Source organism: Sinomonas sp. RB5 (genome assembly GCF_054063535.1).
The window spans coordinates 134,879-161,560 of the sequence record NZ_JBSSGJ010000008.1 but is presented as its reverse complement, the minus strand read 5'-3'; the positions used below and the strand labels follow the sequence as shown (position 1 = coordinate 161,560).

20 protein-coding genes are annotated in these 26,682 nt (G+C 69.5%); 6 read left to right on the top strand and 14 right to left on the bottom strand.

Annotation, left to right across the window (positions count from 1 at the left end):
* Positions 1-22: 22 nt before the first annotated feature.
* The 6 genes from ACVWWH_RS11420 to ACVWWH_RS11395 form a co-directional block, all read right to left on the bottom strand.
* The gene (locus tag ACVWWH_RS11420; RefSeq protein WP_457316657.1) at positions 23-1,705 is read right to left on the bottom strand and encodes an ABC-F family ATP-binding cassette domain-containing protein; all 1,683 of its coding nucleotides are present in this window, start codon (positions 1,703-1,705) and stop codon (positions 23-25) included.
* A gap of 169 nt (positions 1,706-1,874) precedes the next feature.
* Positions 1,875-4,490 (bottom strand): ATP-dependent helicase HrpB, encoded by a 2,616-nt coding sequence (hrpB, locus tag ACVWWH_RS11415; protein WP_457316656.1) that lies wholly within the window; start codon positions 4,488-4,490, stop codon positions 1,875-1,877.
* 14 nt (positions 4,491-4,504) lie between these two features.
* Positions 4,505-5,965, bottom strand: a complete 1,461-nt coding sequence (locus ACVWWH_RS11410; protein WP_457316655.1) for a glycosyltransferase family 87 protein — start codon at positions 5,963-5,965, stop codon at positions 4,505-4,507.
* 56 nt (positions 5,966-6,021) lie between these two features.
* Positions 6,022-6,273, bottom strand: coding sequence for a hypothetical protein (locus tag ACVWWH_RS11405; protein ID WP_457316654.1), 252 nt, complete (start codon positions 6,271-6,273; stop codon positions 6,022-6,024).
* Positions 6,274-6,911: 638 nt separating this feature from the next.
* Positions 6,912-7,502, bottom strand: coding sequence for a histidine phosphatase family protein (locus ACVWWH_RS11400; protein ID WP_457316694.1), 591 nt, complete (start codon positions 7,500-7,502; stop codon positions 6,912-6,914).
* Between the two features lie 8 nt (positions 7,503-7,510).
* Entirely contained in the window at positions 7,511-8,980 is a 1,470-nt protein-coding gene (locus tag ACVWWH_RS11395; protein ID WP_457316653.1) for a CCA tRNA nucleotidyltransferase, read from the bottom strand.
* A gap of 137 nt (positions 8,981-9,117) precedes the next feature.
* On the opposite strand from ACVWWH_RS11395, the gene ACVWWH_RS11390 reads away from it, so the two are divergent.
* From ACVWWH_RS11390 to trxA, 5 genes are all read left to right on the top strand, one after another.
* Entirely contained in the window at positions 9,118-9,624 is a 507-nt protein-coding gene (locus ACVWWH_RS11390; RefSeq protein ID WP_066502983.1) for an NUDIX hydrolase, read from the top strand.
* 8 nt (positions 9,625-9,632) lie between these two features.
* The gene (gene murJ / locus ACVWWH_RS11385; protein ID WP_457316652.1) at positions 9,633-11,600 is read left to right on the top strand and encodes a murein biosynthesis integral membrane protein MurJ; all 1,968 of its coding nucleotides are present in this window, start codon (positions 9,633-9,635) and stop codon (positions 11,598-11,600) included.
* A gap of 77 nt (positions 11,601-11,677) precedes the next feature.
* Positions 11,678-13,366, top strand: a complete 1,689-nt coding sequence (locus ACVWWH_RS11380) for an ABC transporter substrate-binding protein (RefSeq protein WP_457316651.1) — start codon at positions 11,678-11,680, stop codon at positions 13,364-13,366.
* Positions 13,367-13,573: 207 nt separating this feature from the next.
* Positions 13,574-14,548: a thioredoxin-disulfide reductase gene (trxB, locus tag ACVWWH_RS11375; protein WP_457316650.1), complete on the top strand. Its 975-nt coding sequence runs from the start codon at positions 13,574-13,576 to the stop codon at positions 14,546-14,548.
* A gap of 29 nt (positions 14,549-14,577) precedes the next feature.
* Positions 14,578-14,907, top strand: coding sequence for a thioredoxin (gene trxA / locus ACVWWH_RS11370; RefSeq protein WP_457316649.1), 330 nt, complete (start codon positions 14,578-14,580; stop codon positions 14,905-14,907).
* A gap of 4,131 nt (positions 14,908-19,038) precedes the next feature.
* Here trxA and ACVWWH_RS11365 read toward each other — a convergent pair.
* From ACVWWH_RS11365 to rpmH, 8 genes are all read right to left on the bottom strand, one after another.
* Entirely contained in the window at positions 19,039-20,235 is a 1,197-nt protein-coding gene (locus tag ACVWWH_RS11365; protein WP_457316648.1) for a ParB/RepB/Spo0J family partition protein, read from the bottom strand.
* A gap of 79 nt (positions 20,236-20,314) precedes the next feature.
* The gene (locus ACVWWH_RS11360; protein WP_371326638.1) at positions 20,315-21,232 is read right to left on the bottom strand and encodes a ParA family protein; all 918 of its coding nucleotides are present in this window, start codon (positions 21,230-21,232) and stop codon (positions 20,315-20,317) included.
* A 196-nt stretch (positions 21,233-21,428) separates the two neighbouring features.
* The gene (gene rsmG / locus ACVWWH_RS11355; protein WP_066502988.1) at positions 21,429-22,067 is read right to left on the bottom strand and encodes a 16S rRNA (guanine(527)-N(7))-methyltransferase RsmG; all 639 of its coding nucleotides are present in this window, start codon (positions 22,065-22,067) and stop codon (positions 21,429-21,431) included.
* A 43-nt stretch (positions 22,068-22,110) separates the two neighbouring features.
* A complete protein-coding gene (locus tag ACVWWH_RS11350) occupies positions 22,111-22,650 on the bottom strand; it encodes a Jag family protein (RefSeq protein WP_066501733.1) in 540 nt (179 codons plus the stop codon).
* Positions 22,647-23,612 (bottom strand): membrane protein insertase YidC, encoded by a 966-nt coding sequence (yidC, locus tag ACVWWH_RS11345; protein ID WP_066501734.1) that lies wholly within the window; start codon positions 23,610-23,612, stop codon positions 22,647-22,649. The genes ACVWWH_RS11350 and yidC overlap by 4 nt, the downstream gene beginning before the upstream one ends.
* 21 nt (positions 23,613-23,633) lie before the next feature.
* Complete coding sequence (yidD, locus tag ACVWWH_RS11340) at positions 23,634-24,053, bottom strand: membrane protein insertion efficiency factor YidD (RefSeq protein WP_457316647.1); 420 nt, start codon at positions 24,051-24,053, stop codon at positions 23,634-23,636.
* Positions 24,037-24,438, bottom strand: a complete 402-nt coding sequence (gene rnpA / locus ACVWWH_RS11335) for a ribonuclease P protein component (RefSeq protein WP_066501736.1) — start codon at positions 24,436-24,438, stop codon at positions 24,037-24,039. The genes yidD and rnpA overlap by 17 nt, the downstream gene beginning before the upstream one ends.
* A gap of 49 nt (positions 24,439-24,487) precedes the next feature.
* Complete coding sequence (gene rpmH / locus ACVWWH_RS11330) at positions 24,488-24,625, bottom strand: 50S ribosomal protein L34 (RefSeq protein WP_084249685.1); 138 nt, start codon at positions 24,623-24,625, stop codon at positions 24,488-24,490.
* A gap of 602 nt (positions 24,626-25,227) precedes the next feature.
* Between rpmH and dnaA the strand changes: the two genes are divergently transcribed.
* Complete coding sequence (gene dnaA, locus ACVWWH_RS11325; protein WP_066494069.1) at positions 25,228-26,652, top strand: chromosomal replication initiator protein DnaA; 1,425 nt, start codon at positions 25,228-25,230, stop codon at positions 26,650-26,652.
* Positions 26,653-26,682: the final 30 nt, after the last annotated feature.

Here is a 26,682-nt window from a genome sequence, read left to right as displayed (position 1 = left end):
CCGGCACCGTGCGGGACCGGGCCTACCGGGCCCGCTCGACGCGCCCCTCGTCCCACACGGGCTCGGAGGCCTCGCGCACGGTGCCGTCGGAGCCGAAGACGAGGAACCGGTCGAACGACTTGGCGAACCAGCGGTCGTGCGTCACGGCCAGGACCGTGCCCTCGAACGCCTCGATGGCCCGCTCGAGCGCCTCGCCCGAGTGGAGGTCGAGGTTGTCGGTGGGCTCATCGAGGAGCAGCAGCGTGGCCCCGGAGAGCTGCAGGAGCAGGACCTGGAACCGGGCCTGCTGGCCGCCCGAGAGGGACTCGTACTTCTGCTCGGACTGCCCCGCGAGCCCGTAGCCGTCGAGGGCACCCGCGGCGGCCTCCCGCGCGAGGCCCGAGCGGTGCTCGTCGCCGCGGTGGAGGATCTCGAGCAGGGTCCGGCCCGCGAGATCCGGGCGGGAGTGGGTCTGGGCGAAGTACCCGGGGCGGACTCGGGCCCCGAGCCTGACCGTCCCCTCGTGCGCAACAGGGGCGATCACGACCTCGGAGACGGGCAGGTGCTCGCGCTCGGGGTCGGTGCCGCCGAGCGCGAGCAGGCGCAGGAAGTGGCTCTTGCCCGAGCCGTTGGAGCCGAGCACGGCGACCCTGTCCCCGAACCAGATCTCGGCGGAGAAGGGCTTCATGAGGCCGGTGAGCTCGAGCTTCTCCGCCACCACGGCGCGCTTGCCCGTGCGGCCGCCGCGCAGGCGCATCCGTACGTTCTGCTCGACCGGCAGCGCCTCCGGCGGCCCGGCCGCGAGGAACTTCTCGAGCCGGGTCTGGGCGGCGTGGTAGCGGTTGGCCATGTCGGACCGGAACGCCGCCTTGGTCTTGTACATGGTCACGAGTTCCTTGAGCTTCGCGTGCTCCTCGTCCCAGCGCTTGCGCAGCTCTTCGAACCGGGCGTTCCGCTCGGCCCGGGCCTCGACGTAGGAGGCGAACCCGCCGCCGTGGACCCAGGCACTCGCGCCGTTGATCCCTGGTTCGAGGGTGACGATGCGCCCAGCGGCGTTGTTGAGCAGCTCGCGGTCGTGGCTGATGAAGAACACCGTCTTGCGCGAGGAGTTGAGCATGTCCTCGAGCCACCGCTTGCCGGGCACGTCGAGGTAGTTGTCCGGCTCGTCGAGGAGCAGGAGGTCGTCGGGGCCGGCGAACAGCGCCTCGAGGACGAGCCGCTTCTGCTCGCCCCCGGAGAGGGTCGATGCCGCGCGGTGCTGCGCGCGCTCGTACGGAACCCCGAGCGCAGCCATCGTGACCTCGTCCCAGACGGTCTCCCACTCGTACCCGCCGGCGTCGCCCCACTCGGCGATCGCGTGGGCGTAGGCCATCTGGGTGGCTTCGCCGTCGTCCTCCATCATGGCCAGCTCGGCGGCGTCGAGCGCCCGGCCCGCGGCGGCGACGTCCGGCGGTGCCGCTCCCAGCAGGAGGTCCCGGACGGTCGAGTCGTCGCGCACCTGGCCGATGAACTGCCGCATGATGCCCATCGCGCCGGACCGGCCCACCACGCCCTCATCGGGAGTGAGGTCGCCCGCGATGATCTTGAACAGGGTCGTCTTGCCCGTGCCGTTCGGCCCGATGAGCGCCGTCTTCGAGCCCTCCGGGACCTTGAAGGCCACTCCGTTCAGGAGCGGGGTGCCGTCCGAGAGGACGTAGTCGATGCCGGAGAGGTCGAGGTGGGCCACCCATCAAGGGTAGTGGCTGGCCGCTGCACCCTTGACACCGCCTGTGGCGGGCATTTCGACACAACTCGGTCCACGAACAGGCCCGGAACGGCCCCAAGAACGCCTGAGTTGTGTCGATATGCCCGAGCGTCGATATGCCCGAGCACTGTCAGAGGTGCCGGGCAACGCCTCAGTCCCCCGCGAGCCGCCTCTTCGTCTTCGCCGTCGCCACCGCGGTCCACGGGTCCTCGGGCCAGGGATGCTTGGGGTAGCGGCCGCGCATCTCGGCGCGCACCTGCGCGTAGGGGCCCGACCAGAAGGAGGCGAGGTCTGCGGTCACGGCGAGCGGCCGCCCCGCCGGGGAGAGGAGGTGGAAGAGCACCGGCACGCGCCCGTCCACGAGGCGGGGCGTCTCGGCCCAGCCGAAGCATTCCTGGAGCTTGACCGCCACGATCGGGAGCGCGCCCGGTCCCCCTGTGCTGTCCGTCGCCGCGACGTCCTCGACCGGCGGATACTCGATCCGCACCCGCGACCCGCTGGGCACCTCGAGCCGCTCCGGCGCGAGCTCGGCGAACCGGGACGCCTCGGGCCAGGGCAGGAGGCGCCTCAGGGGCTCGGCGAGGTCGATCCCGCGCGCCGCGGTGCCCTGGGCGAGCGCGTCGACCTCGGGGGCCAGCCAGTCCTCGAGGCGGGCGAGCAGGGCGGCCTCCGACACCTCCGGCCAGGGCGCCCCGAGCTCGCGGTGGAGGAGGGCGAGCCTGCGGCGCAGGGCGTCCGCGCCCTCGGACCAGCCGATGGCACCGAGACCGTCCGCCGAGAGCGCCCGGACCACGGCGGCGTGGCCCTCCTGGGGCGCGGGCCGCACCGGGGTCGAGGCGAGCTGGATGGCGCCGAGCCGCCGCTCACGCCGCGCCGCGACGCGCCCGTTCTCGAAGCCGGCCTCGACGCGGTCGGTCAGCAGGTGCGCGGCGGCCGCCTCGGCGAGCTCGCGGGTGATCAGGGCCGCGGCGCGCACGACGGCGCCCGTCCCCGCCGCGTCCCGGCCCGCCGCCCGCGCGGCGTCGGCCACGGCGAGCCATTCGTGCCCGGACAGGGAGCTGCCGGCGGGGAGCCCGGCCCGCGTGCCGGAGGCGAGCAGATAGGCCTCCCGGTCGCCGGGGACCCGGCGGGCCACCGAGCCGGGGAAGGCGAGGGCGATCACGGCCCCCACCTCCGTTGAGGGGTCATGTCCCTGCGCGGACCCGGCCCCGGCTTCCCGCGCGATCCGCTCGAACCGCCTGACCTCCTCGGCCCAGGCGCGGGACTGCGGGTCGCGGCCAGACCGCAGGGCGCCCAGGAGGCGTCCGAGGTCCGCACCGGGTGGGCGCAGGTCACGGGCGGCCATCGCGACCGCTTCGGCGGCGGCGCGCGCGCCGACCAGCCCGGCCCCCTCCAGCAGCGCGCGGGCCAGCCGCGGGTCGGCGGGGATGCGGGCGAGCCTGCGCCCGAGGGCTGTGGCCTGGCCGGCGTCGTCCACGGCGCCGATCGCCGCGAGCACGGAGAGGGCGTCGGCCAGGGCCGCGCGCGGAGGCGCGTCCGGGAGCGCGAGGCCCCGGCCGCCGGGCGCTCCCCAGCACGCGAGGACGAGCGCTGCCTCGGTCAGGTCCGCGGAGGCGATCTCGGGGGTCGAATGGGCGGGGGCCGCGGCGTAGGCCCGCTCGTCATAGCAGCGCACCACGCGGCCTGGCCCCTGGCGCGCGGCGCGCCCGGCCCGCTGCTGTGCCGAGGCGCGGGAGCACGAGACGGTCACGAGGCCGGACATCCCGCGGGAGGAGTCCCGGCGAGGTTCGCGGGCCAGCCCGGAGTCGATGACGAGCCGCACCCCAGGAACCGTGAGCGACGACTCGGCCAGCGCGGTCGAGACCACGATCCGCGGCCGGTCCCCGGGGCCCCGGCCGGACACCGCGCGGTCCTGCTCGGCGGCCGGGACCTGGCCGTGGAGCTCGAGGACCTCGGTTCCCCGCGCCCGCGCGCGCAGCCGCTCGGCGACGTGCCGGACCTCCCGTGCGCCGGGGAGGAACACGAGCGCATCGACGTCCCGGCCGGCGGCCAGCTCGGCCGCGTGCTCGGCCGCCGCGGTGTCGGCCACGTGGTCGAGGAAGGCGCGGGCCACTCCGCGCTCGTCCAGCCTGGGCGCGTCCGACGGCGCCCACGTCACCTCGAGCGGGTGCAGAGCGGACGGGCAGTCGACCACCGGCACGGGTCCATCGTCCCCGCCCAGCAGCCTGGCGAAGCGCGGTGCGTCCACGGTGGCGGACATGGCGACGAGGCGGAGGTCGCCGCGCAGCTGCCGGACCTCGGCGAGCATCCCCACCAGGAGGTCCGTCTCGAGCCCGCGCTCGTGGACCTCGTCGAGGACCACGGCGCTGACCCCGTCCAGGCCCGGGTCGGCGAGCAGGCGGCGCACCAGCACCCCGGGCGTGACGAACTCGACGACGGTATCCGCGCCAGCCGTCCGCTCGCCCCGCACGGTGTACCCGATCCGGTGCGCACCGGCGCCCTCCAGCGCGGCGAGCCGGTGCGCCGCGGCCCGTACGGCGACCCGGCGCGGCTGGGTGACGACGACGCGCGGCGGGGCGCCGCCGTCGTGCGCCTCCGCGAAGGCGAGGTTCGCCACGAGCGGCGGCACAAGGGTGGTCTTGCCGGTGCCCGGGGGCGCCTGCACGACCGCCGCGGACCCCGGGTCCGCGAGGGCCGCGCCGAGCTCCGCGAGCGATCCGGCGAACGGGAGGCCGGCGCCGATGCGGGCCAGATCGAACGGCGGCATGGGCGGGCGGGAGGTCACCGGCCCGCTGCGGCGGGCGCAGGAGCCGCCCGGCGCGCGAGGGAGCGGACCGTGACTGCATCCGGGGCGTGGTCGAAGTCGCCGCCCTGGGGGTCGTCCTGGCGGCTGCGGCGGACAGGGTCGCCGCCCGGCTCGTAGATGTCCATGACCACCCGCACGCAGAGGTAGGCGACCGCACCCATGTGCGCGAGGACGGCGCCCACGTAGTAGGGCGAGTCGATGTTGTTGGTGGCCGGGCCCCCGCTCGTGATCGCACCGAGGTACATCCACACCGCCCACCAGTGGAGGGCCTCGACGGCCATCCAGACGAGGAAGTCGCGCCAGCGTGGCCGGGCGAGCGCGAGCAGCGGGATGAGCCACAGGACGTACTGCGGGGAGTAGACCTTGTTGGTGAGGATGAACGCGGCCACCAGCAGGAACACGAGCTGGGCGAGGCGGGGACGCCGTGGGGCGTGGAGCGCCACGAAGGCGATGAGCACGAGGGCGAGGACGAAGGAGACGGCGGCGATCGCGTTGACGGCCGGTGCGTCGAGCGCGGCCCAGCGCAGCCGGCCGGCCACGAGGTTGTAGGCGTAGTACGCCGAGGAGAAGCCGGGCTGCCGGTCCCGCGTGAAGGTGAAGAAGTACAGCCAGCCGCGCAGGTCGAGGAGCATGAACGGCAGGTTGGCCAGGAGCCATGTGCCCACGGCTCCCCCGAGGGTGAGCCACAGGGGCCGGTACCTTCCGGTGCGCACGGCCAGGAGCAGGATGGCCCCGAGGGCGAGGACGGGGTACAGCTTCGTGGCCGCGCCGAGGCCGATGAACACCCCGGCCCACAGCGGCTGCCGGCGGGCGAACGCGTACATGCCGATCGCCAGCAGCGCGAGCGGCCACATGTCCCAGTTGATGAACCCGGCCAGGATGGCCCCGGGGGCCACGGCGAGCATGGCGGCGTCCCAGGGGCGCCGCGTGTTCGAGCGGGCGGTCACGACGACGGCAACGATCCACATCACGGCCACGAGCACCGCGTTCACGTCGAAGTAGCCGGTGGCCCGCGCCTCGGTGTTCCCGGTCCCCGGCACGAGGAGGGCGGTGAGGCCGGCGATGAGGCTCGTGAGCACCGGGTACTCGAACGGCGCGTTGGCGTTGAGGAAGGGCAGGACCCCGTCGGCGAGCCCCCGCTCCTTGAACAGGACCGGGAAGTCGGAGTAGCAGGTGGCGTAGAAGTGCTGCGGGGTGGTCCAGCCGTTGACCCTGCAGTAGCCCTTGAGGACCACGCCGAGCACCGCCACAAGCACGGTCAGGACCACGAGCACCCGCTCGGGGGTCCAGAATCCGCTGCGGATGATCCCGGGGGCGGCGTGCTCGCCGAGGGGCCCGCCCACGGCCTCGGAGAGCGTGTGGAGGAGGGGGTCGTTGCGGGTCGGCGAGATGACCGCCTGCCGTGCTTCGGGCTTCTCGTCGGAGCGCACCACCATGGCCTCGAGCCTACCGGCTGGCTGGGCGGGCCGCCCCAGCACGGGGGCGGGCCGGGTCAGAGGACCGGCCGCGAGAGCACGAGTTCGCGCTGGACGGCGTCGCGGTGGGCGTCGATGCGCTCCGCGTCGATCCGGGCCAGGCCGAGGGCGCGCAGGGCGCGGCGGATGCGATGGGCCACGGGGGTCACCTCCTCGGGGGCGGTCTGGGGCTGCGGGGGCACGCTGGCGGACGACGGCGGGCGGGCCGCCGTGCGCTCGGCCCGCAGGGATTCGGTGTCGGTCAGGGGCAGCGGGGTGCGCGAGGGCATGGGAGCTCCAGGGCAGGGGGCAGCGCGGCAGGGCGCGGCCTGGCGGACCGTCGCCGGCGGGCGACGAAAGGACAGGGGTTATCGCCGAAAGGGATAACGGTGAATTCCGCAGCGCAATTCGCCCGCAGAAATGCAGGGGAATTGTCAGGGCGGGAATGACCTGTGGAATATCAGGGGTCCACAGGACGTGCCGCCGTCGCAAGGCCCACGGAGGGCGCCGGGGACGGCGGGGAAAGGAAGCGCGGCGACGGCTCCGGACGGCCCGTCAGGCACGCCGGGCGTACTGATCTCCACGAACGGCCCGCGCCACGGCCCCGGGGGTGCCACCTAGAAGGCGGTACTCACTGAGGAGACGCGGCGTGAGGGCCGGTTGGCCGAGGGATCAGGCGCTGCAGGCGCCAGAGACCGGCAGGAGGCCGCGATGACCGCCCATCGCAAACGCGGTCCAACCACGGTAGAGAACCTTGGTCATCATCATCGGTCCAGCCTCCTTCTTCGCCAGTAGGTCTTTGGGCAACTGCTTCGGGAACGGCTCGAAAAAGCCGTGCATCCATAAAATACCCACTGCCGGCGATAAACCGCAAGCAGAAAAGCAGGATTCTTTGAAAGAATTCCGAGCTTCCCGCGCGGGCCGCCGCTCAGAGCCCCCAGGCCTCGACGGCCGGCGTCCTCTTGTCCCAGCCCAGGCGGCAGGCCTTCGCGGTGCCGAGCACAAAGTGGCGCCCGGCGGACGCGGGCAGGCCGAGCCAGCGTGCTGCGAGGATCCGGCAGAAGTGGCCGTGCGCCACCACGAGGGCGTTGTCGACGCCGGCGGTGCGCACCCGCTCGACGATCCTGTCGGCGCGCTCCCCGACGTGCTCGAGCGCCTCGCCGTTCGGCACGCCGTCCTTCCAGATGAGGTAGTCCGGGTTCTCGGCGCGGACGTCGGCGGACCGGACGCCCTCGTAGTCGCCGTAGTCCCACTCGACGGCATTGGGCTCCGGCTGCGCCTCGGGGAAGCCGGCGAGCTCCGCCGTCCGGCGCGCCCGCACCAGGGGTGAGGTGAGCACGAGGCCGAAGTGGATGCCGTCGAGCGCCCGCCGGGCTGCGCGGGCCTGGTCCTCGCCGACCCGCGTGAGCGGAAGATCGGTCAGCCCGGTGTACTGCCCGCTCCTGGACCATTCGGTCTCGCCGTGGCGCAGGAGCCACAGCCTCGTGAGACCGAAGTCCTCCATGCCCGGAAGGCCCATCCCGTCCACTAGTGCTCCTTGCTCTCGACGCTCTCTGCTGCTGATGCCGACTCGGGCTGCTGCGCCCACCACGCGAGCAGGCGCTCGCGCGCCTCCTCCTCGGAGGCGGGGCCATGCTCCATGCGCTCCTCGAGCAGGAACTTGTACGCGCGGCCCACGAGGGGCCCGGGGCGCACGCCCAGGATCGCCATGATCTGCTGCCCGTCCAGATCGGGGCGGATCGACGCGAGCTCCTCCTGCTCTGCCAGCTCCGAGATGCGCCGCTCGAGGTCGTCGTAGGCGAACGCGAGGCGGTCCGCCTTGCGCTGGTTCCGCGTCGTGACGTCGGAGCGGGTGAGGCGGTGCAGGCGCTCGAGGAGGGGGCCGGCGTCGGTCACGTAGCGCCGGACGGCCGAGTCGCTCCACCCGGCCTCGCCGTACCCATAGAAGCGCATGTGCAGCTCGACGAGCCGCGCCACGGCCTTGATCGTGTCATTGTCGAAGCGCAGGGCCTTCATGCGCTTCTTCACGAGCTTCGACCCCACGACGTCGTGGTGGCGGAAGGTGACCCCGCCGCCCGGTTCGAAGCGGCGCGTGGCCGGCTTGCCGACGTCGTGCATCAGCGCAGCGAACCGCAGCACGAAGTCCGGGCCGGGCACGGCACCGTCGGGTCCCGTCTCGAGCTCGGCAGCCTGCTCGAGCACCGTGAGCGAGTGGTGGTACACGTCCTTGTGGCGGTGGTGCTCGTCCGCCTCGAGGCGCAGCGCGGGGACCTCGGGAATCACGTGCTCGGCGAGGCCAGTCTCGACGAGCAGGTCGATGCCGGTGCGCGGCTCGGCGCCGTTGACGAGCTTCACGAGCTCGTCGCGCACGCGTTCGGCCGAGACGATGGTGATCCGCTCCGCCATGCCGGCCATCGCCGCGCGCACCTCGGGGGCCACCCCCACGCGCAGCTGGGAGGCGAAGCGGGCGGCGCGCATCATGCGCAGGGGGTCGTCGGAGAAGGACAGCTCGGGGGTGCCCGGCGTCCGCAGGATCCCGGCACGCAGGTCCGCCAGGCCGCCGAACGGGTCAACGAGGGTCAGCGAGGGCAGGCGGAGGGCCATCGCGTTCATGCTGAAGTCGCGCCGGCCGAGGTCCGCCTCGAGGCTCGTGCCGAAGGCCACCTCGGGCTTGCGCGAGGCGGAGTCGTAGGCCTCGGCCCGGTAGGTCGTGACCTCGATCTGGTGCCTGCCCTTGCGCAGACCGATCGTGCCGAATTCACGGCCGATGTCCCAGTGGGCGTCCGCCCACCCCTTCACCACGGAGAGCGTCTCATCCGGCGTCGCATCGGTCGTGAAGTCCAGGTCCGGGGACGTGCGGCCGAGGAAGAGGTCGCGCACGGGACCGCCCACGAGCGAGAGCTCGAATCCCGCCTCGGCGAACCTCCGCCCGAGCTCCAGGACCACCGGGTCCACCTCGAACTGGGGCCCGTGCGCTGCCGTGTCATCTGCTGCCATAGTCCTTAAAGCTTGGCAGATCCCGGCGCGTGCGCGCTCCGCGCCCCCGGTGCCGTCCCGGCCGGGGCTCGTTGGTTAGAGTGGACTGCATGGTCATCCCGTTGCCGAGCGATCCTCAGAAGAGGAGGAGTGCGCCCCTGCCGTCGGCCGTCGGGCCGCACATCGCCCCGGCCGGGCACGCCTATCCCTCGTCCCTCCCTACCGTTGAAGAGGTCTCAGCGGGCGGGGTCGTCGTGGACACGGCGGACCCCAACCTCCCGGTGGCGATCATCGCCCGGCTCAACCGAGGCGGCCGCCTCGAGTGGTGCCTGCCCAAGGGCCACCCTGAGGGACGCGAGTCGAACGAGCGCGCGGCGATCCGGGAGATCAGCGAGGAGACGGGCATCTCCGGTGAGATCCTCGCCCCGCTGGGCAGCATCGACTACTGGTTCACCGTCACGGGCCACCGCGTCCACAAGACCGTGCACCACTACCTCCTGCGGGCGGTGGGCGGGAACCTGACCATCGAGAACGACCCCGACCACGAGGCGGTCGACGTCGCGTGGATCCCCATCTCGGAGCTCACCCGGCGCCTGTCCTTCCCGAATGAGCGCCGCATCGCGGACCTGGCGCGCGAGGTGCTGCCCGAGCACCTCCTCTCGTGAGGCAGGCCGTGGCGTCACCCAAGTCCGCACCCGCCTCCGAGGCCCGCTCGAGCGCGATCATGGCGGCCGGCACCCTGGTCTCGAGGGCGCTCGGCTTCATCCGCTCGTGGATGCTGATCCTCGCCCTCGGCCTCGGCTCGACCGTGGCGGACACGTTCGTCAACGCGAACAACCTCCCGAACCTCATCTTCCTGCTCGTGGCCGGCGGCGTGTTCAACTCCGTCCTGGTCCCGCAGATCATCAAGGCCAGCAAGGCCGCAGACGGCGGGGCGGACTACATCAGCCGCCTCCTCACCCTCGGCGTGATCGTCATGCTGGTGCTCACGGCCGCCGTCACGGTGGCCGCGCCGTGGGTCATGCAGCTGACCACCTCCGGGTACAGCCCCCAGCAGCTGGCCCTCGCGACCGTCTTCGCCTACTGGTGCCTGCCGCAGATCTTCTTCTACGGGCTCTACGCCCTCCTGACCCAGGTGCTCAACGCGCACGGCGCCTTCGGGCCGGCGATGTGGGCGCCGATCGTGAACAACATCGTCGCGATCAGCGGCCTGGGCATGTTCGTGTGGATCTTCGGGGCGAACCGGAGCAATCCCCACAGCCTCGACAACTGGACCAGCGCCCACACCTTCTTCATCGCTGCGGTGTCCACGATCGGCGTCGCGATCCAGACCGCACTGCTGTTCATCCCGGTCCTGAAGCTCAGGCTCGGCCTGGCTCCGCGCTTCGGCTGGCGGGGCGTGGGCCTCGGTGCCGCCGCGAAGCTGGGCATCTGGACGCTGGCGACCACCGCGGTGGGCCAGCTGACGTTCCTGTACGTCATGAGGGTCGCGTCCCAGCCGGGCGCCGAGCGCGAGCGGCTCCAGGAGGCGGGCAATCCCCTGTGGCAGCAGGTCCCCGGCAACACGGTGCTCGAGATCGCGTCGCAGCTGTACCTCCTGCCGCACTCGATCATCGCCCTGTCCCTGGCCACGGTGCTGTTCAACAGGATGACCGAGGCGTCCCAGGCGGGGAACCGTGCCGGCGTCCGGGAGGCGCTCTCGCACGGCCTGCGCACCATGGCCGTCGCAACGGTCTTCGCGGCCCTCGCCCTGTTCGCGCTGGCCGCGCCGCTGGGCATGTTCTTCTCCGGCGGCCGCGCGTCGGACGGCGTCATGCTCGCCCAGACCCTGAGCATCCTGGCGCTCAGCACGCCGTTCATGAGCGCGAACTTCATGATGGCCCGCGTCTTCTACGCCAAGGAGGATGCGCGGACCCCGTTCAAGATCCAGCTGTGGCTCGCGATCCTCAACGTGGTGGGTGCGTTCACGATCCAGTTCCTGCCGCCGCGGTACATCATCTTCTCGATCGCCGGCCTCTACACGGTCGGGAACATCCTCTCCGTGGTCCTCAGCAGCCACTACCTCCGCCGGCAGCTCGGCCACCTCGACGGGCCCACGGTCGCCCGCTCGTACATCCGGATGGGCTACGCGGCGACGGGCTCCGCCCTGGTGGGGGCCCTCGCCGTCGGGCTGCTCGGCGGCTACAACCCGAGCGGCTTCATCTGGAGCTCCAACTGGGCGGCGCTCGCGGCGATTGTGATCATCGCCGTGCCGATGCTCGTGGTCTACTTCGTGCTGCTGCGGCTCTTCCGCGTCAGCGAGGTGCAGGACCTGCTCGGCCCGATCCTCGGACGCCTCGGCGGGCGGTTCGCGCAAGGCGGCGGCGCCCCGCCGTCGCCCGTCCCGGCGCACGACGGCGCCGCTGCCGCCGGCTCCCAGCCGGAGCGCACCGAGGCGCCCATCACCGCCGCCCTCACCACGATCTCGGATGACACCGGCATCATCCCGCGCATCTCGGGCCAGTTCGACCCGGTCATGTACCGGGCCAGGCCGGCCACGGCGCCCGTCGAGAGGATCCCGGGGCGCCACACGTTCCAGGGACCGCCAGGAGAGAATCCGCACTTCCCCGACGAGTCGGACCACCACCGCCCCGAGGCTTGACAGCCCCTTCCGCTAGGATCACTAGCAGCACAAGCGCGGCCACCGGTCGTGCCCGCGCCAGCGACCAGGAGGTATCCGTGGCCCAGTCCATCGACGTCGGCACCGTGCTCGGGGGGCGGTACAAAGTCACGTCTTCGATCGTGACGTCCCACGAGAGCGATCTTGTCCTCGGCGGCGTGGACCAGGTCCTGAACCGGCCCGTGAGCATTCTCGTTGCCGGGCCCTCGAACGCGGACCAGCTGGCCCAGAGCGCCCGCGAGGTGGCCATGGGCGAGCGGCACGGGGCCGTGCAGGTGCTGGATCTCGGGATCAGCCACGGCTCCACGTACCTCATCACGAACCACACCTCGCCCGCGGACCTGCTCGACCTGATCGTCCCGCAGGAGACGCCGTACGTCGAGCCGTTCTTCACCGACACCCTCGGCAGCGAGATCTTCGGCGAGTCGCGGTCCCGCGAGCCCGAGACGTACGACGGCATGGTCGACCCTGGCCGTCCCGACCAGTACATCCGCTACGACGACTACGGCGAGCCGGAGCATCCCGAGGACCAGGGTGCCCACGGCGGCGGTGCTCCTGGGGGTGCTCCTGGCGCGGCGGCCGCTGGGGCCGCGGGCGCGGCTGCTGCGGCAGCTGCGGCAGCTGCGGCCCGGCGGGAACACCAGCAGTACGAGTCGGGCGGGTTCCCCCCGGTGCAGGACCGGCCCACGCAGCAGCAGCCGCGTACGGCGCAGGGCGCCAGCGCACCCGGGGCGGTCCCGCCGCCTCCGCAGGCACCCCCGCGCTCGGCCGGCACGCCGTCCTCTTCGGCGGACACGTCCACCCAGGCCTTCGGTGCCGCGGCTGCGGGTGCCGCCGCGGGCGCAGGTGCGGGTGCCGCGGCCGAGCCTGCCTCGGAGGCCGCATCGCCGAAGGTCACGCCCTGGTCGTCAGCCGGTAACCGGGACGCCTCGGGCGGGGCCCCCACCGCCGCCGCTCCGCAGCAGAGGCCGGCCGTGCAGCCTCAGCCGCGCCAGCAGCAGCCGTCCGCCGGCGCCGCGCCATTCCTGCCGGCGGCGGTCAGGCCGTCGTCGCCCGCCACCGACGATGGCGACTACGAGGACGACGAGTCGACGCGCCCACGTTCGATGCCCTGGCTCGTCGGCGGGGTGCTCGCCGTCGTGCTCATCGCCGCGCTCATCTTCGCCTTCACCACCCTCGGAGGGCTGTTCCAGCCGCAGCAGGGCGGCACCGCGAGCACCGGCCAGGCCAGCCAGCAGCCGACCGCCAGCCAGGAGCCGAGCGCGTCCGCCTCGGCCGAGCCGACCGCCCCTGCGGCGCCCCCGGCCATCGACTCGGTCACCCGACTCAACCCGGAGGAGCTCTCCTTCGCGAACGCCTTCGACAGCAGGCTCCCGCTGACCTTTGACGGGAACACCGCGACCTACTGGTCCGACATGGAGTTCGCGCGGGAGGACTGGGGCGGATTCACCAAGAGCGTCGCCCTCTCGGTCAAGCTCGCAAACCCCGCCCAGATCAAGCAGGTCACCCTCATCCAGTCCGGAGGATCGGGCGGCAACCTGAGCATCTACACCAACAGCCAGCCGAGCCTCAGCGGAGCCGCCCTCGCTGGGACCACGTCCTTCACCGGGCCGCAGGTGTCGGTGCCGGTCAGCGGCTCGCCGACCGCACAGTACGTGATCATCCAGATCAATGCGCTGCCCCGGCTCTCCGCTCCCAAGACGCAGTACCCGTACGGGCTGCGCCTCGCTGAGATCAAGGTCGAGTAGCGGCCGCTCCGCACGCACGTCGTGGAGGGCCCCGGGTCACACCCGGGGCCCTCCACTGTTTCACGGGTGCGTGTGACCCCTGCTTGGGATGTGCCCCGGCCCCATGGGTACCCTTGGACCAGACAGCGTCCCGGAATATCGATATCCATCGGCGTGTTGTGGATGCTGACGCCAACCGTTGAATGCCAAGGAAGAGGTACGCACTCCGTGAGCACTGCAGAGACAAGCGCAGAGATCCGCGACGTCATCGTCGTCGGATCGGGTCCCGCGGGGTACACCGCCGGAATCTATACCGCGCGAGCCAACCTTAATCCGTTGATCTTTGCTGGTTCCGTGACCGCGGGCGGTGAGCTCATGAACACCACCGAGGTGGAGAACTTCCCCGGCTTCCCCGAGGGAGTCCAGGGTCCCGAGCTCATGGACAAGTTCGAGCAGCAGGCCTCGAAGTTCGGCGCACAGATCGAGTTCGAAGACGTCGAGTCGCTCGAGCTCGAGGGCGAGATCAAGTCCGTGACGTTGGCCAGCGGTGAGACCTACCGGGCACGCACCGTGATCATCGCGACGGGCTCCGCCTACCGCGAGCTCGGTCTCCCCAACGAAAAGCGGCTGTCGGGCCATGGAGTGAGCTGGTGCGCCACGTGCGACGGCTTCTTCTTCAAGGACCAGGACATCGCCGTGATCGGCGGCGGCGACTCGGCCATGGAGGAGGCCCTCTTCCTCACGAAGTTCGCCCGCTCGGTCACTGTGGTTCATCGCCGTGACTCCCTGCGCGCCTCCAAGATCATGGCGGACCGTGCGCTCGCCCACGAGAAGATCACCTTCGTGTGGAACTCGGCGGTTGCAGACGTGATCGGCGCTGACAAGGTCACGGGCCTCCGGCTCAAGAGCACCGTGGACGGTACCGAGTCCGAGATCGCAGTGACCGGTGTTTTCGTGGCGATCGGCAACGATCCGCGGACGAGCCTGGTCAAGGACGTCCTCGCGCTCACTCCCGAGGGCACCATCGCCGTGGAGGGCAGGTCCTCGAAGACGAGCATCCCGGGCGTCTTCGCCGCCGGCGATGTTGTGGATCCCACCTACCGTCAGGCCATCACGGCAGCCGGTTCGGGTTGTGTCGCCGCTCTCGACGTCGAACACTACCTGGCCGACGTCGAGGCCCGCTCCCTCGCAGCACAGTCCTGAGACCCACCCTAGAGATCGGATCAGAAGAGATGAGCAACGCCAAGAACGTCACTGACGCCGAGTTCACTGACAAGGTCCTCATGTCCGAGAAGCCTATCATTGTGGACTTCTGGGCCGAATGGTGCGGACCGTGCCGCAAACTCGGCCCGATCCTCGATGACATCTCCGTCGAATACGCCGACAAGGTGGATGTCGTGAAGGTGGACGTCGACAACAACCCGAACATTGCCGCCGAGTATGGGATCACATCGATCCCCGCCGTGTACCTGTTCGAGAAGGGCAAAGTCACGGGCACCGTCATCGGCGCCCGGCCCAAGCAGTACTTCGAGAAGGAGTGGAACGAGGTCCTCGCGAAGTAGGACTGGCTTCCGCAGCTGCGATGCTGGGGGGAGGACGCCAAGAGGCGTCCTCCCCCTTTTCTTATGCAACGCTGCCCCGCACACGTTCTCCATTGCACGCGCTAGTGCGGGTCGTCGGTGTTTCACGTGAAACGCCGCTGCCGTCGTAGACCAGCTCGCGCCCCTATGAGGCGCGCGAGCCGACAATCGACGCACGCGCGGCTCTCATCCTCGCAGCACCGCGTTCGCACATCCCTGCTTGCGCGTCCTATTCACCCGGAAGCCCGATCGCCCAGGCTGTTCCGACCGCTGTTTCACGTGAAACGAAGGTCCGTCGTGTGCCCGCTGTTGAGAAGCCCGCGCCGAGGATTTTCCGTAGAAAGAGACACCTCCTATCGAGGTGGTCCTGCTAATCCCACATCGACAGCAGCCCCTAAAGCCCAAGTGACCAGGCTGCATGGTGGGGCCACCACGGAACCGCAATTCCGCCGATACAACGCCGCAACCATACCTTGGGACCCGCACCCCGGGGGCATCAGATCCCACGGACGGACAGCGGTCAGCATTGAAATCAGCGCAAACTCAGGACCTGCAGGTTGGCAATACCCTGAACGGCTAGTGTTTGCAGCGGATCGCTTCGTGTCACCACCTACTCCTATCCGCTTACCTGTAACTGCCGACACACGAGCACCACCGGCCAGCAGGAACGTTCACGTGGCGGAAACGGGGTGCTCGCTACGCCGCATGCCCTCTGGACAGATTCGCGGCCCGCCGTCGTTGCGTCGTGAGCCGACGATTTTGGATTCTCGACCAGGAGCGTGAGCGGGCCGCAGCATCGGACGCAATCTCACCCGCGTCGCGCTAGTCACGCGTTGCAATGGACGAGATTTCACTAGAAGTGCGCCCGTCGGTCTTCCAGACGCCCGTAGACGATCGACGGTCGTCCCCGGCTCATGTACCGGACAACATAGCGCTTCCTCGCAGGCGGCGGTGATGGGCCGGTCCGACGATCTACACCAGCTGCCGGCGATGGATCGCTGCTGACCCCCCGGCAGCAGTTACGGTCTGTAGGCCAGCGAGACTTCTACTAGATGCCAAATCCGCGCCGATCGACGGGCAGACGCGTCGGTTCCCTCACAGAGCCGGTCGATGCCCTAGCCGATCGTCATCACGGTTTCTCGACGACTTGGGACACGCCCGAACGCGGCAAGGGCGGCCGCATCGAAACAGTCTGTCGATGTTCGGTCTTCGAACGCCCCAGTCCTGTGCTGGGGCGCTCGCCCGGAGACGTGCCGCTCGCGAGGACGGTCCGTGCACCTTGCCCAGCGTTGCGACGGACAGCAGCGCCCGCGTTCGCCCGGGCCCGGTCGGCAGACTGGCCCCGCTACGGGGCGGCACCCCAGATGCGTACGGCGACGAGGCGTCGCCCTTGAGTGGCAGGCGTGAGGAAGGGTCGTGGCCACGTCAGGGACGCGAAAGGGTGCGCAGGGCGCTGTCTCTGTTTCCCGTGAAACACCGCGCCTATGGTTTCACGTGAAACGACGCCTCTCCTTACGGCCGGGCCGGCAGCTTGTGGAACGCCCATCCATGGGTACAGGCGCCCGGGTTATCCACACCAAACCCAACCCACAGCCCAGTACTCCACAGGGTTATCCACAGGCAATATCCACAGCCGGTTCTGCCGCGCTGTGCTGGCGCGCGACGTTACCAGCTGAGGCAAGGAGAGCAAGCGGCATTGTCCCCTCCGGGCGTGGACTCGTTGTGGGCACCAATTCGCAGCCGCCGTCGACCTCCAGCGACGAAGCACCCGACGTCGCCCACAAAACTCGGCCGGAGTCGGCTGATTTCAGCCCCCACTCATCCATTGGATCACGTATCGGAGCGCCTGGGCTTACTCACTGCCGGGCCTGGATACCGCGACGACGCGATCATTGCATGAACACAAAGGACCCCAGCCCGCACCTTCCACGCCGGCGCTATACACATGTCTCCGCCCACCGCCACGGACGTCGCAGATCCACAGCACTTATCCCCACCGTTATCCACAGGCTCGACGTCGACGGCTTCGAGATCCGCACAGGGATATCCACAGGCGATCTCGTGCGCCTGGGTGGCCCATTGGCAACGGACACCGCCGCGACCGCCAGTGCGCACAGCTGGGGCCGGCCACCGACCGGGTCGAACCTCGACCGTCCGCTGTGGCCCACAGGGCTCTCGCTCATCCACTCTGTCTAATCGCTGCTCGCCTGCGGAGCCCCCCGCACGCTTGAGTACCCCGATGCGCGCTGTCGAGTCCCTGGCACCCCGGCAGCCCCAGCTCGACCAGTCGCGGAAACGGCAGCGGTACGGAAGTCTGGCCGACCCGAGCGGCCGCGCATGATCGGCCAGCCTACGCCGCCATGACTGCTCGAGCCCGAGGCTAGTGGGTAGCTCGGAGAGGCCCTACGAGCCGACACGGTGCTCGGACGTCTGCCGTCTCTGCACATCACAAACCCGCACGAACCCGCAACCGGGCGGCCTCTAACAACCCACGCCACCCCGGCGAGCTGGCGCGGCCCGGGCTGTACATATCGCAGTCGTACTGCTCGCGCGGGCCTGGACCGGCGCCTGCCCCTCGGCGCGGGAGACGAGTCCCAAGTCGCTGGTTTCACGTGAAACACCTCCCTGCGCCGGCACACCGAAGCGCCCGATCACGTCGTGAACAACGAGCTCGCGTCGAGCCTCTTCGGAAAGTGCCGGCCACGATTTCCCCGCCGGCCAAGGCCTCCGTTCGAGGTAGCACGGGTCCTTCCCATGACCAGAGAGTGACGAAGAGGCAGATCACGCCCGCTGACGCGGCTCGCAGGCGTTACTGTCTGGCCAACCGCAGCGCGAGTCGAATCCGTCCCGTGCCGTCTCTCGAACCGCGCCGGGACCGGTATGGCCGAAGTGCCACCATGGCCACGGGGGCTAGGGCCAGGTTTCGAACGAGCCCAGGTCAGGCATAGCGGGTATAGGGCCTGCCTCCCGCTCTCGGCCAGCCGCCAGGACTGTCGATCGGCGTCACACCCCGCCTCCCAACGGAGGGGTCCTGGGGACGACATGGGTGCATCGTTTCACGTGAAACACCGGTAGCAGTGCCAAAGGGCCATAGCGCGCGCAGTCCGACGACAGCTCTGCGTCCGACCCGCGGCTCTCGTGGGTCCGCAACGATTCCCTCTTGCCGGGTATCGCTGTGCTGACAGGCCCTGTCGTGAACCGGCACCCAGTGTCGGCCACGGCGGAATTCGAAAGCCGAGTGCGTACCCCCTTTAAGGACGTCGACCTTGAGCGGCGTCTCGGTGTCCGCGGTTCCGAGGCGACCACAATGACGGTAACCCTTACTTCGAATCCGCAGGTTCGAAGCGGAATCATCGCACTTCCCACGACGTACTGGCGATTCGCCCGCACACCACCTGGTTCTTGGCATCGCGCTTGCGAACACGCGCGAGCCAACAGGGGTTCCGACCACAGCAAATGGCACCCCCACGATCGTCCTCCAAGGAAACGCGGCAACACCGCCTCTTAGGCAAGTGGATTTCTCTTGCAGTGTGGCCGACAGCGCCGCCGCCGCAGAAAGGGATCAAGCTCGCGGGGGGGCACTGCTTGGGCCTCGTGGACACAGATTCTTGGGCCGCGCGGAAGTGGGCGCGCGCGACGAATACGCGGTGCCCGAGACGCCAACGGGTTGCGTGGGGTCCGACTCTAGAAGTTGTCCCCCGCCTCCCGTCCTTCGCTGCTCCCAGCACCACCTTCAGGAGGGGTCTTTGAATCCACAGATCTGAAGGATTGTCACAGTATTCCCCGTGACGTGCTGGCGATTCAGCCGCACTCTACCCGATTCCCGGAAGCGCATGCGTCGTGCAATGCGCGATGCGCCCGCAGCTCACGCCCTGGGCGCGGGCTTGTGCATTGGCGCTCGATGCGCAAACCTCCGGCAGCGATGCGCAGATCCGTGCACTTGATTCAGGCTGTCGAGCGACACCTGCAGAGGCCGCGGGGACGTTCCGCGTCCACCCACCAACGGCTGCAGCTTCCTGCCGGCGCTGCGTGCAAAGGATCGGGGCCTGTTTCACGTGAAACAGGCCCCGATCAAGCAGCAGTTCCGCTCAGCCCTCGCTGGCGGTCGGAGGATCACTCCTCTTCGGGGCTGATGAGCGTCATGATCCGGTTGAGGTCTTCCACCGAGGCAAACTCGATGCTGACCTTCCCCTTGCGTGCACCGAGGGTGATCTTGACGTTGGTGTCGAGACGATCGGCAAGGTTGGACGCCAGGAAATCGAGCCGCTCGTGGCGCGCATTGTTCCGAGCAGACGTACGGCGAGCGTCCTGCGGCTCCTGGTAGAGCGCGACGGCTTCCTCGGTGGCACGCACTGACAGCCCCTCGGCGACGATCTTCTGCGCCATGCGCTCGATTGCGGCGTCATCCGGAAGAGAAAGGAGAGTTCGAGCATGGCCAGCACTGAGCACCCCAGCCGCCACTCGGCGCTGGACGAGGGGAGGCAGGCGCAGAAGCCGGATGGTGTTTGAGACCTGCGGACGCGAGCGGCCGAGGCGATCGGCAAGTTCCTCATGCGTAGTTCCGAAGTCCTCGAGCAGCTGCTGATAGGCGGCAGCTTCTTCGAGCGGATTCAGCTGGCTCCGGTGGAGGTTCTCGAGGAGCGCATCGCGGAGGAGCGCATCGTCACCGGTGTCCCGGACGATAGCGGGAATCGCATCCAGCCCCGCGGCCTTGGCCGCGCGCCAGCGGCGCTCACCCATGACCAGTTCGTAGCTTTCGCTACCGGATTCGGTTGACTTCCGGACAACAATCGGCTGGAGGATGCCGATCTCACGCACCGAGTGCACCAGCTCGGCCATGTCTTCCTCGTCGAAGACCGTGCGGGGCTGCTTCCGGTTCGGGTGGATGTCGTCCACAGGAATCTCGGCGAACTGTGCCCCCGGCACCTCGACGAGGTCCAGCTCATCCTCCGTCTGCGCGCGCCTCGACCGGCTCCGGGGCGCCTTGGCCTGCGGCGGGGCCACCTCGTCGGGGACAGAGCCCCGACGGCCCTCCTCGTTCTCAGCCTCCGGAGCGCTGGAGGACGACTGCGAGGTCGAGGGCTTCTCGGCGCCCTGGCCTCCACGGTCAACAGCCGGCTTCTCGGCCGGAACCTCTGCAGCGGTGCCGAGGGACTCCCCCTGCTCCTGCGCTTCCTCGGCGGACCGCCGCCCGGTGTCGGGGAAGAACAGGTCAACGGGGCGCGACGGCGTCGTCGAGCCGCTAGCCGGTGCCGTGCTCGGGATGAGGGCTCCCAAACCCCGGCCGAGTCCTCGGCGCTTCTCGCTCATAGCGGTTTCCTCCCTTGAGCCCGTTCGCCCGGGCACTGGCTGTTCAGAGGTGATGCGAGACTGGTGACCCGCCAACGAGCTAGCGCTCCGCGATCTCGGCCGCGGCCTCGAGGTAGGACAGTGCACCGGTCGACGTCGGATCGTAGGTCAGCACGGTCTGCTGGTAGCTGGGAGCCTCCGAGATCCGGACAGAACGCGGCACCACTGCTTCCAGGACCTGCTCGGGGAAGTGCTCGCGCACCTCGGAGGCCACCTGGGCCGCGAGGTTCGTCCGGCCGTCGTACATGGTGAGGAGAATCGTGGAGACGCGCAGGTCCGCGTTGAGGTGCTTCTGGATCATCTCGATGTTCTTGAGCAGCTGGCTCAGTCCCTCGAGGGCGTAGTACTCGCACTGGATCGGAATGAGTACCTCGGTCGCCGCGCAGAAGGCGTTGACCGTGAGGAGGCCCAGGCTCGGCGGGCAATCGATGAAGATGTAGTCCAGGCGCTCGAGCCCAGCCTTCTGGCGCTCGGCGGCGTAGTTGTCGATGGCACGGCGCAGACGCTGCTCGCGTGCGACCAACGAGACCAGCTCGATCTCGGCGCCCGCCAAGTGGATCGTCGCGGGCGCGCAGACCAGGTTCTCCACGTCGGGGCAGGGTGCCACCACGTCGTTCAGCGGGGCATCGTTGATGAGGACGTCGTAGATGCTCTCGACTTCCGAATGGTGCTCGATGCCGAGGGCCGTCGACGCGTTGCCCTGGGGGTCGATGTCGATCACCAGGACCTGCATGCCCGCAGAGGCCAGGGCCGCGGCGATGTTGACGGTCGTGGTGGTCTTGCCGACCCCGCCCTTCTGGTTCGACACCGTGAAGACGCGGGTGTTGTCAGGACGGCGGAGCGTGCGTCCACTGAGCCTCTCGCGGCGCCGCGCCTCACTCGCGAGCTGGCTCGCGATCGGGCTGCCCTCATCGAGGTTCTGGAGGAAGGACTGGGCATCGCCCTTCGGCGCAGCCAAGAGCTCGGCCGGGACCGAGGGCGGCTGCGGACCGGTTTCCGTGGGGCCGCTGGCCGTGGCGCGTGCAGACCCCAGCGTCAAAAAGGGAGGTATGCGCTGGGCCGACGTCTCGCCACTGGTCACTGTCAACTCACTCTCGATTCGCGTCGATTGCCTCTCCCTAGACTAACGGTTCAACCCGTCCTCCCGCGGGAGTTCAGGCCTCGCCGACATCGATCCTCACGACAGTCGTCGGCTCCTCCAGCAGGCTCTCGCCCACGGTGTGCACGTCTACGGAGTGGCCCTTGAACTTCCGGATGGCCTTGGCGGCCTTCTCCACTTCCTCCGCGGCACTGCGTCCCTTGATCGCCACCAGCGTGCCGGACCCGCGCAGCAGCGGGAGCGTCATGGGCACCAGCGTCGCGAGCGCGGACACGGCTCGGGCGGTGACGAAATCGGCGTCGACCTCGCCCGCAACCTGCTCGGCCCGTCCCCGGAGCACCGCGACGTTGGCAAGGCCCAGGTCGGCGACGACCTCCTCGAGCCAGTGCACACGCCGCTCGAGCGGCTCGATGAGCGTCAGGTGAAGGTCAGGCCGTGCGATGGCAAGGCACAGGCCGGGCAGCCCGGCCCCGCTCCCCACGTCTGCGACGCGTGCGCCCTCGGGGAATTCGGACTCGATGACAGCACAGTTGAGCACGTGCCGGCTCCACAGCCGCGGGACCTCCCGCGGACCGATCAGGCCGCGCTCGAGGCCGGACGTGGCGAGGTGGCGCACGTAGCGGCGCGCGAGGTCGAGGCGGTCGCCGAACAGGTGCTCGGCAGCGGCCAGATCGTTCCCGACCAGCTCGGGCACGCCGTCGACGGCGGCCTCAGCGGGTGACTTCTCGGCCACGTCGTCAGTCGGCCGAGACGACGATGTGCCGAGCGGCGCCCTCACCCTCGGATTCACTGACGAACCCGAGCTCGGCCACGGCGTCGTGCACGATCTTCCGCTCGTAGGAGCTCATCGGGTCGAGGTGGACCGTCGTCTCGCCGGCCTTGACCCGCTCGACGGCCGTCTCGGCGAGTTCCTGCAGCCGCACGGACCGCTCCCCGCGGTATCCATTGATGTCCAGGACGAGCCGCGAGCGGTTCCCGGTGGCCGAGAGCACGGAGAGGCGCGTGAGCTCCTGGAGGGCCTCGAGGACCTCACCGTCGGCCCCGACGAGGGTGTCGAGCCCCTCGGCCTCGTCATCCCCGACCACAGAAAGGTAGGTCCGGCCGTTGCGGACCTCGATGTCGATGTCGCCGTCGATGTCGGCGATGTCGAGGAGCTCCTCCAGATAGTCGGCGGCGACGTCGCCCTCCTCCTCGAGCCGGCTGAGCGGCGTCTGGGAGGCGGCGTCCTCGGCGTCGTGGTCCTCGGGAACGTTCACGGCAGTGCTCTCGGAGGTCATGACTTCTTCTTCCTGTTCTTCCGCTGCGGCTGCTGGCGCTGCGTCTTGGGCTCCGGCGGCGGCGGGATGTCCTCGGGCCGCATGACCTTGCCCGTGGTGACGTCGATCGGGGCGAGGCCCTTCGCGGCCCTGCGCTCGTTGAGGGCCCGAGCGGCAGGCGAACCGGGAGCGGGCATCCGGCGGATCACGTAGAACTGCTGGCCCATGGTCCACAGGTTGGAGATCGTCCAGTAGATCAGGACGCCGATCGGGAAGTTGATGCCGCCGATGCCGAAGACGAGCGGGAGGATGTAGAGCAGGATCTTCTGCTGGCGCATGAACGGGCTGGCCATGGCCGCCTCGGACATGTTCTTGGCCATGATCTGCTTCTGGGTGATGAACTGCGAGGCCGTCATCGCCACAATCATGAGGATCGAGAGGATGGCCACGGCGACCGCGTCGCCCCCACCGCCGTGCAGCAGCGACGCGGAGAGCGGTGCCCCCAGAATGCTCGAGTTGTGGAACTGCTCGACCTGGTCATGGGTCATCGCACCGATGCCGGTGTTGTTCGCCTGGGCGTTGCTGATCCCCGAGAGGACCCGGAAGAGCCCGAAGAAGAACGGCATCTGGATCAGCATGGGGAGGCAGGCGGAGAACGGGTTGGTCCCGTGCTGCTTGTAGAGCGCCATCTGTTCCTGGGCCATGGCCTGGCGCGAGAGCTGGTCGGTCTTGCCCTTGTACTTCGCCTGCAGCTTCTGGAGGTCTGGCTGCAGCAGCTGCATGCCGCGCTGGGCCTTGATCTGCTTGACGAAGACTGGGATCAGCGCGCCGCGGATCACCAGGACGAGCCCGATGATGGAGAACGTCCAGGTCCAGCCGCTCGCTGCGGGCAGGCCGATGAAGGACAGGGCCTCGTGGAAGGCCACCATGACGAAGGAGACCAGCCACTCGAAGGGCAGAAGTATTGTCCCTAGAGGGTCCATGCGTTTTCCCTGTTCCTCATGTCAGTTACTCGTGTCGTTGGGGCGCGGGCCTGCGGGGCCAGCACCGTCGGTCCAGAAGCGGTCCGGGTGGTTCAGCACGACGATCCGCGGGATGCGGTCCTCGGGCCAATGGCGGTGGCCCTCCGGGACCGGATCGATGCCCCCGGCGTTCCAGGGATGGCATCGGGCCAGCCGGCGCACCGCCAGATACGATCCTCGCACAGCGCCGTGCACGGTGACGGCCTCGAGGGCGTACGCCGAGCAGGAGGGGAAGAACCGGCACACCTGTCCGTACAGGGGTGACACGACGGCGCGGTAGACCTTCAGCAGCAGGATGAGCACGTGCTGCGGAAGGGTCCAGACGAAACGGCCGACGCCGGCCGCCCACCTGACGGCCGCCGGTCGCCGCGCGCCGGCGGGCATCTCAGCCACCGCTGCCATCCGCTGTCCTCTCCCGTCCGGCGGCCCCGTCGGGGCCGGTGCCCCGCTCGAGGCGGCGCAGGGCTGCGCCGAGCGCCGATTCGTAGTCCGTGCTGAGGTCGTCCCAGCTCGCCGTCGACGACGCGGGGAGGGCGCGGACCACGACGTCGAGTCCGACAGGGCGCACGCGCACCGTCGAGGCGGCGGCCTCCCTCAGCCTCCGTTTAACGAGGTTGCGTGTGACTGCGTTCCCCACCGCCTTGGACACGATGAAACCGAACCGGCTCGCCCGCTCGCCAGTGGGGGCCGCATACAGCACGACGTTCCGGCGCCCTTGGCGGACGCCGGAACGTACGGTATGCGTAAAGTCCGCGCCGGAGCGCAGGCGGTGGGCCGCGGCGAGCATCAGTCCGCCATCAGCGCGTGCCCGCGATCCGACCCGGCCGAGTCAGGACTCAGGCCGAGAGCTCAGCGCGGCCCTTGGACCGGCGCGCAGCCAGGATGGCGCGGCCGGCGCGGGTGCGCATGCGCAGACGGAAACCGTGCTTCTTGGCACGACGGCGGTTATTCGGCTGAAAAGTCCGCTTGCTCACTTCTCTCACTCCAGTAGATCGAGCGCGTCTGCCGGACGGGTCGAAGTGCTGGCGGACGCTATGTATTCATGGCCTGCCGCCCCCGCCGCGCCTCATGCCGGCATCCGCAGCACGGGCACCCGGAGGGGCTGTGCGTGGGGCGTGCCGAGGGCATGCGACAGGAGAAGTAGGCAGACACAAAGGACTTAACGACGTTAGGGCACGGCAAGGGGCGGCGTCAATTCGCCGTGCGGGTCCCTGGCCGCGCCCGTGCGGCCAAGATCCCCCGTGATGAGGTTGTCCCCAGCTGTGGCCAACTCCACTCACAGGCCTGTGGACAGCGCCCCGGCGCGGCCCCCGCCGAGAACTTCACCAGTGTAATTCCTCGGGCCTCCGATGCCAGCTATCTTCTGGGTTGTCCCATCATCTAGGCTGTCCCAGTGCCCTCCTCCACGTCTGTGGGTATCCCTGTGGATGAAACAAGCGGTTCAGAGGATGCGGGCGCACTGACGGGGGGATGAAACGCCTCCCTGCCCGCGTCCGGTTCGCCCCCGGTCATCGTCGCGTCACGAACGCGAGGGCAGCGAGGGCGTGAGAAGCGAAGCAGGCAGGTAGAGGAGCACATGGGACCAGAGGAAGCCAACGAAGCCAACACCCTTGGCAGTTCGTGGCGCCGCGTGGTGCGCCTCCTCGAGGAGGACGACCGGGTCTCGCCGCGCCAGCGCGGATTCGTCTCGCTGGCCCAGGCCCAGGGGCTCATCGGCTCGACCCTCCTCGTCGCCGTCCCCAATGAGCTCACCCGCGAGGTCCTGCAGGGGCAGGTCAAGTCCGCCCTCGACGACGCGCTCCGTTCGGTCTTCTCTGAGGACATCCGGTGCGCAATCGACGTCGACACCGACCTCGTGCCCGTGCGGGCCGAGACGTTCGAGCCGGTCAAGCGCCCCGAGATCCGCGAAAGCATCCGGGAGGAGCTGCGCCCCGCGCCGACGCCGCCGAGCACGTCGCAGGAGGTCAGCCGCCTCAACCCCAAGTACGTGTTCGACACCTTCGTGATCGGCGCCTCGAACCGCTTCGCGCATGCGGCGGCCGTCGCGGTCGCCGAGGCTCCGGCCAAGGCCTACAACCCGCTGTTCATCTACGGCGACTCGGGCCTCGGCAAGACGCACCTCCTGCACGCGATCGGCCACTACGCACGCCGCCTCTACAACGGCATCCGCGTGCGGTACGTGAACTCGGAGGAGTTCACCAACGACTTCATCAACTCCATCCGCGACGACGAGGGCACGAGCTTCAAGACCACGTACCGGAACGTGGACCTGCTCCTGATCGACGACATCCAGTTCCTCGCCGGCCGCACGGGAACCATGGAGGAGTTCTTCCACACGTTCAACGCCCTGCACAACAGCAACAAGCAGGTCGTCATCACCTCGGACCAGCCGCCCAAGGCCCTGCACGGCTTCGAGGACCGGATGAAGTCCCGCTTCGAGTGGGGCCTCCTGACGGACATCCAGCCGCCGGACCTCGAGACGCGTATTGCGATCCTCCGCAAGAAGGCCAACAGCGAGGGCCTCTCCGCGCCGGATGACGCGCTCGAGTACATCGCGTCCCGCATCTCGGCGAACATCCGCGAGCTCGAGGGTGCCCTGATCCGCGTGACGGCGTTCGCGAGCCTCAACAAGCAGCCCGTCGACGTGGCCTTGGCCGAGATGGTGCTCAAGGACCTCATCACCGACGAGTCCGCACTGGAGATCACGTCGGAGCAGATCCTCACGGAGACCGCGGCGTACTTCAAGCTCACCGTCGAGGAGCTCAACAGCAAGTCCCGCACGCGCACGCTCGTGACGGCCCGCCAGATCGCCATGTACCTGTGCCGCGAGCTCACGGACATGTCCCTGCCGAAGATCGGGCAGGTGCTCGGCGGCCGCGACCACACCACGGTCATCCACGCCGACCGCAAGATCCGCGAGCTGATGGCGGAGCGCCGCGCGATCTACAACCAGGTGACGGAGCTGACGAACAAGATCAAGCAGGCCCAGCGGGGACTCTAGCCCGCAGGGGCCTCGCGCCCGCGCGTGCCT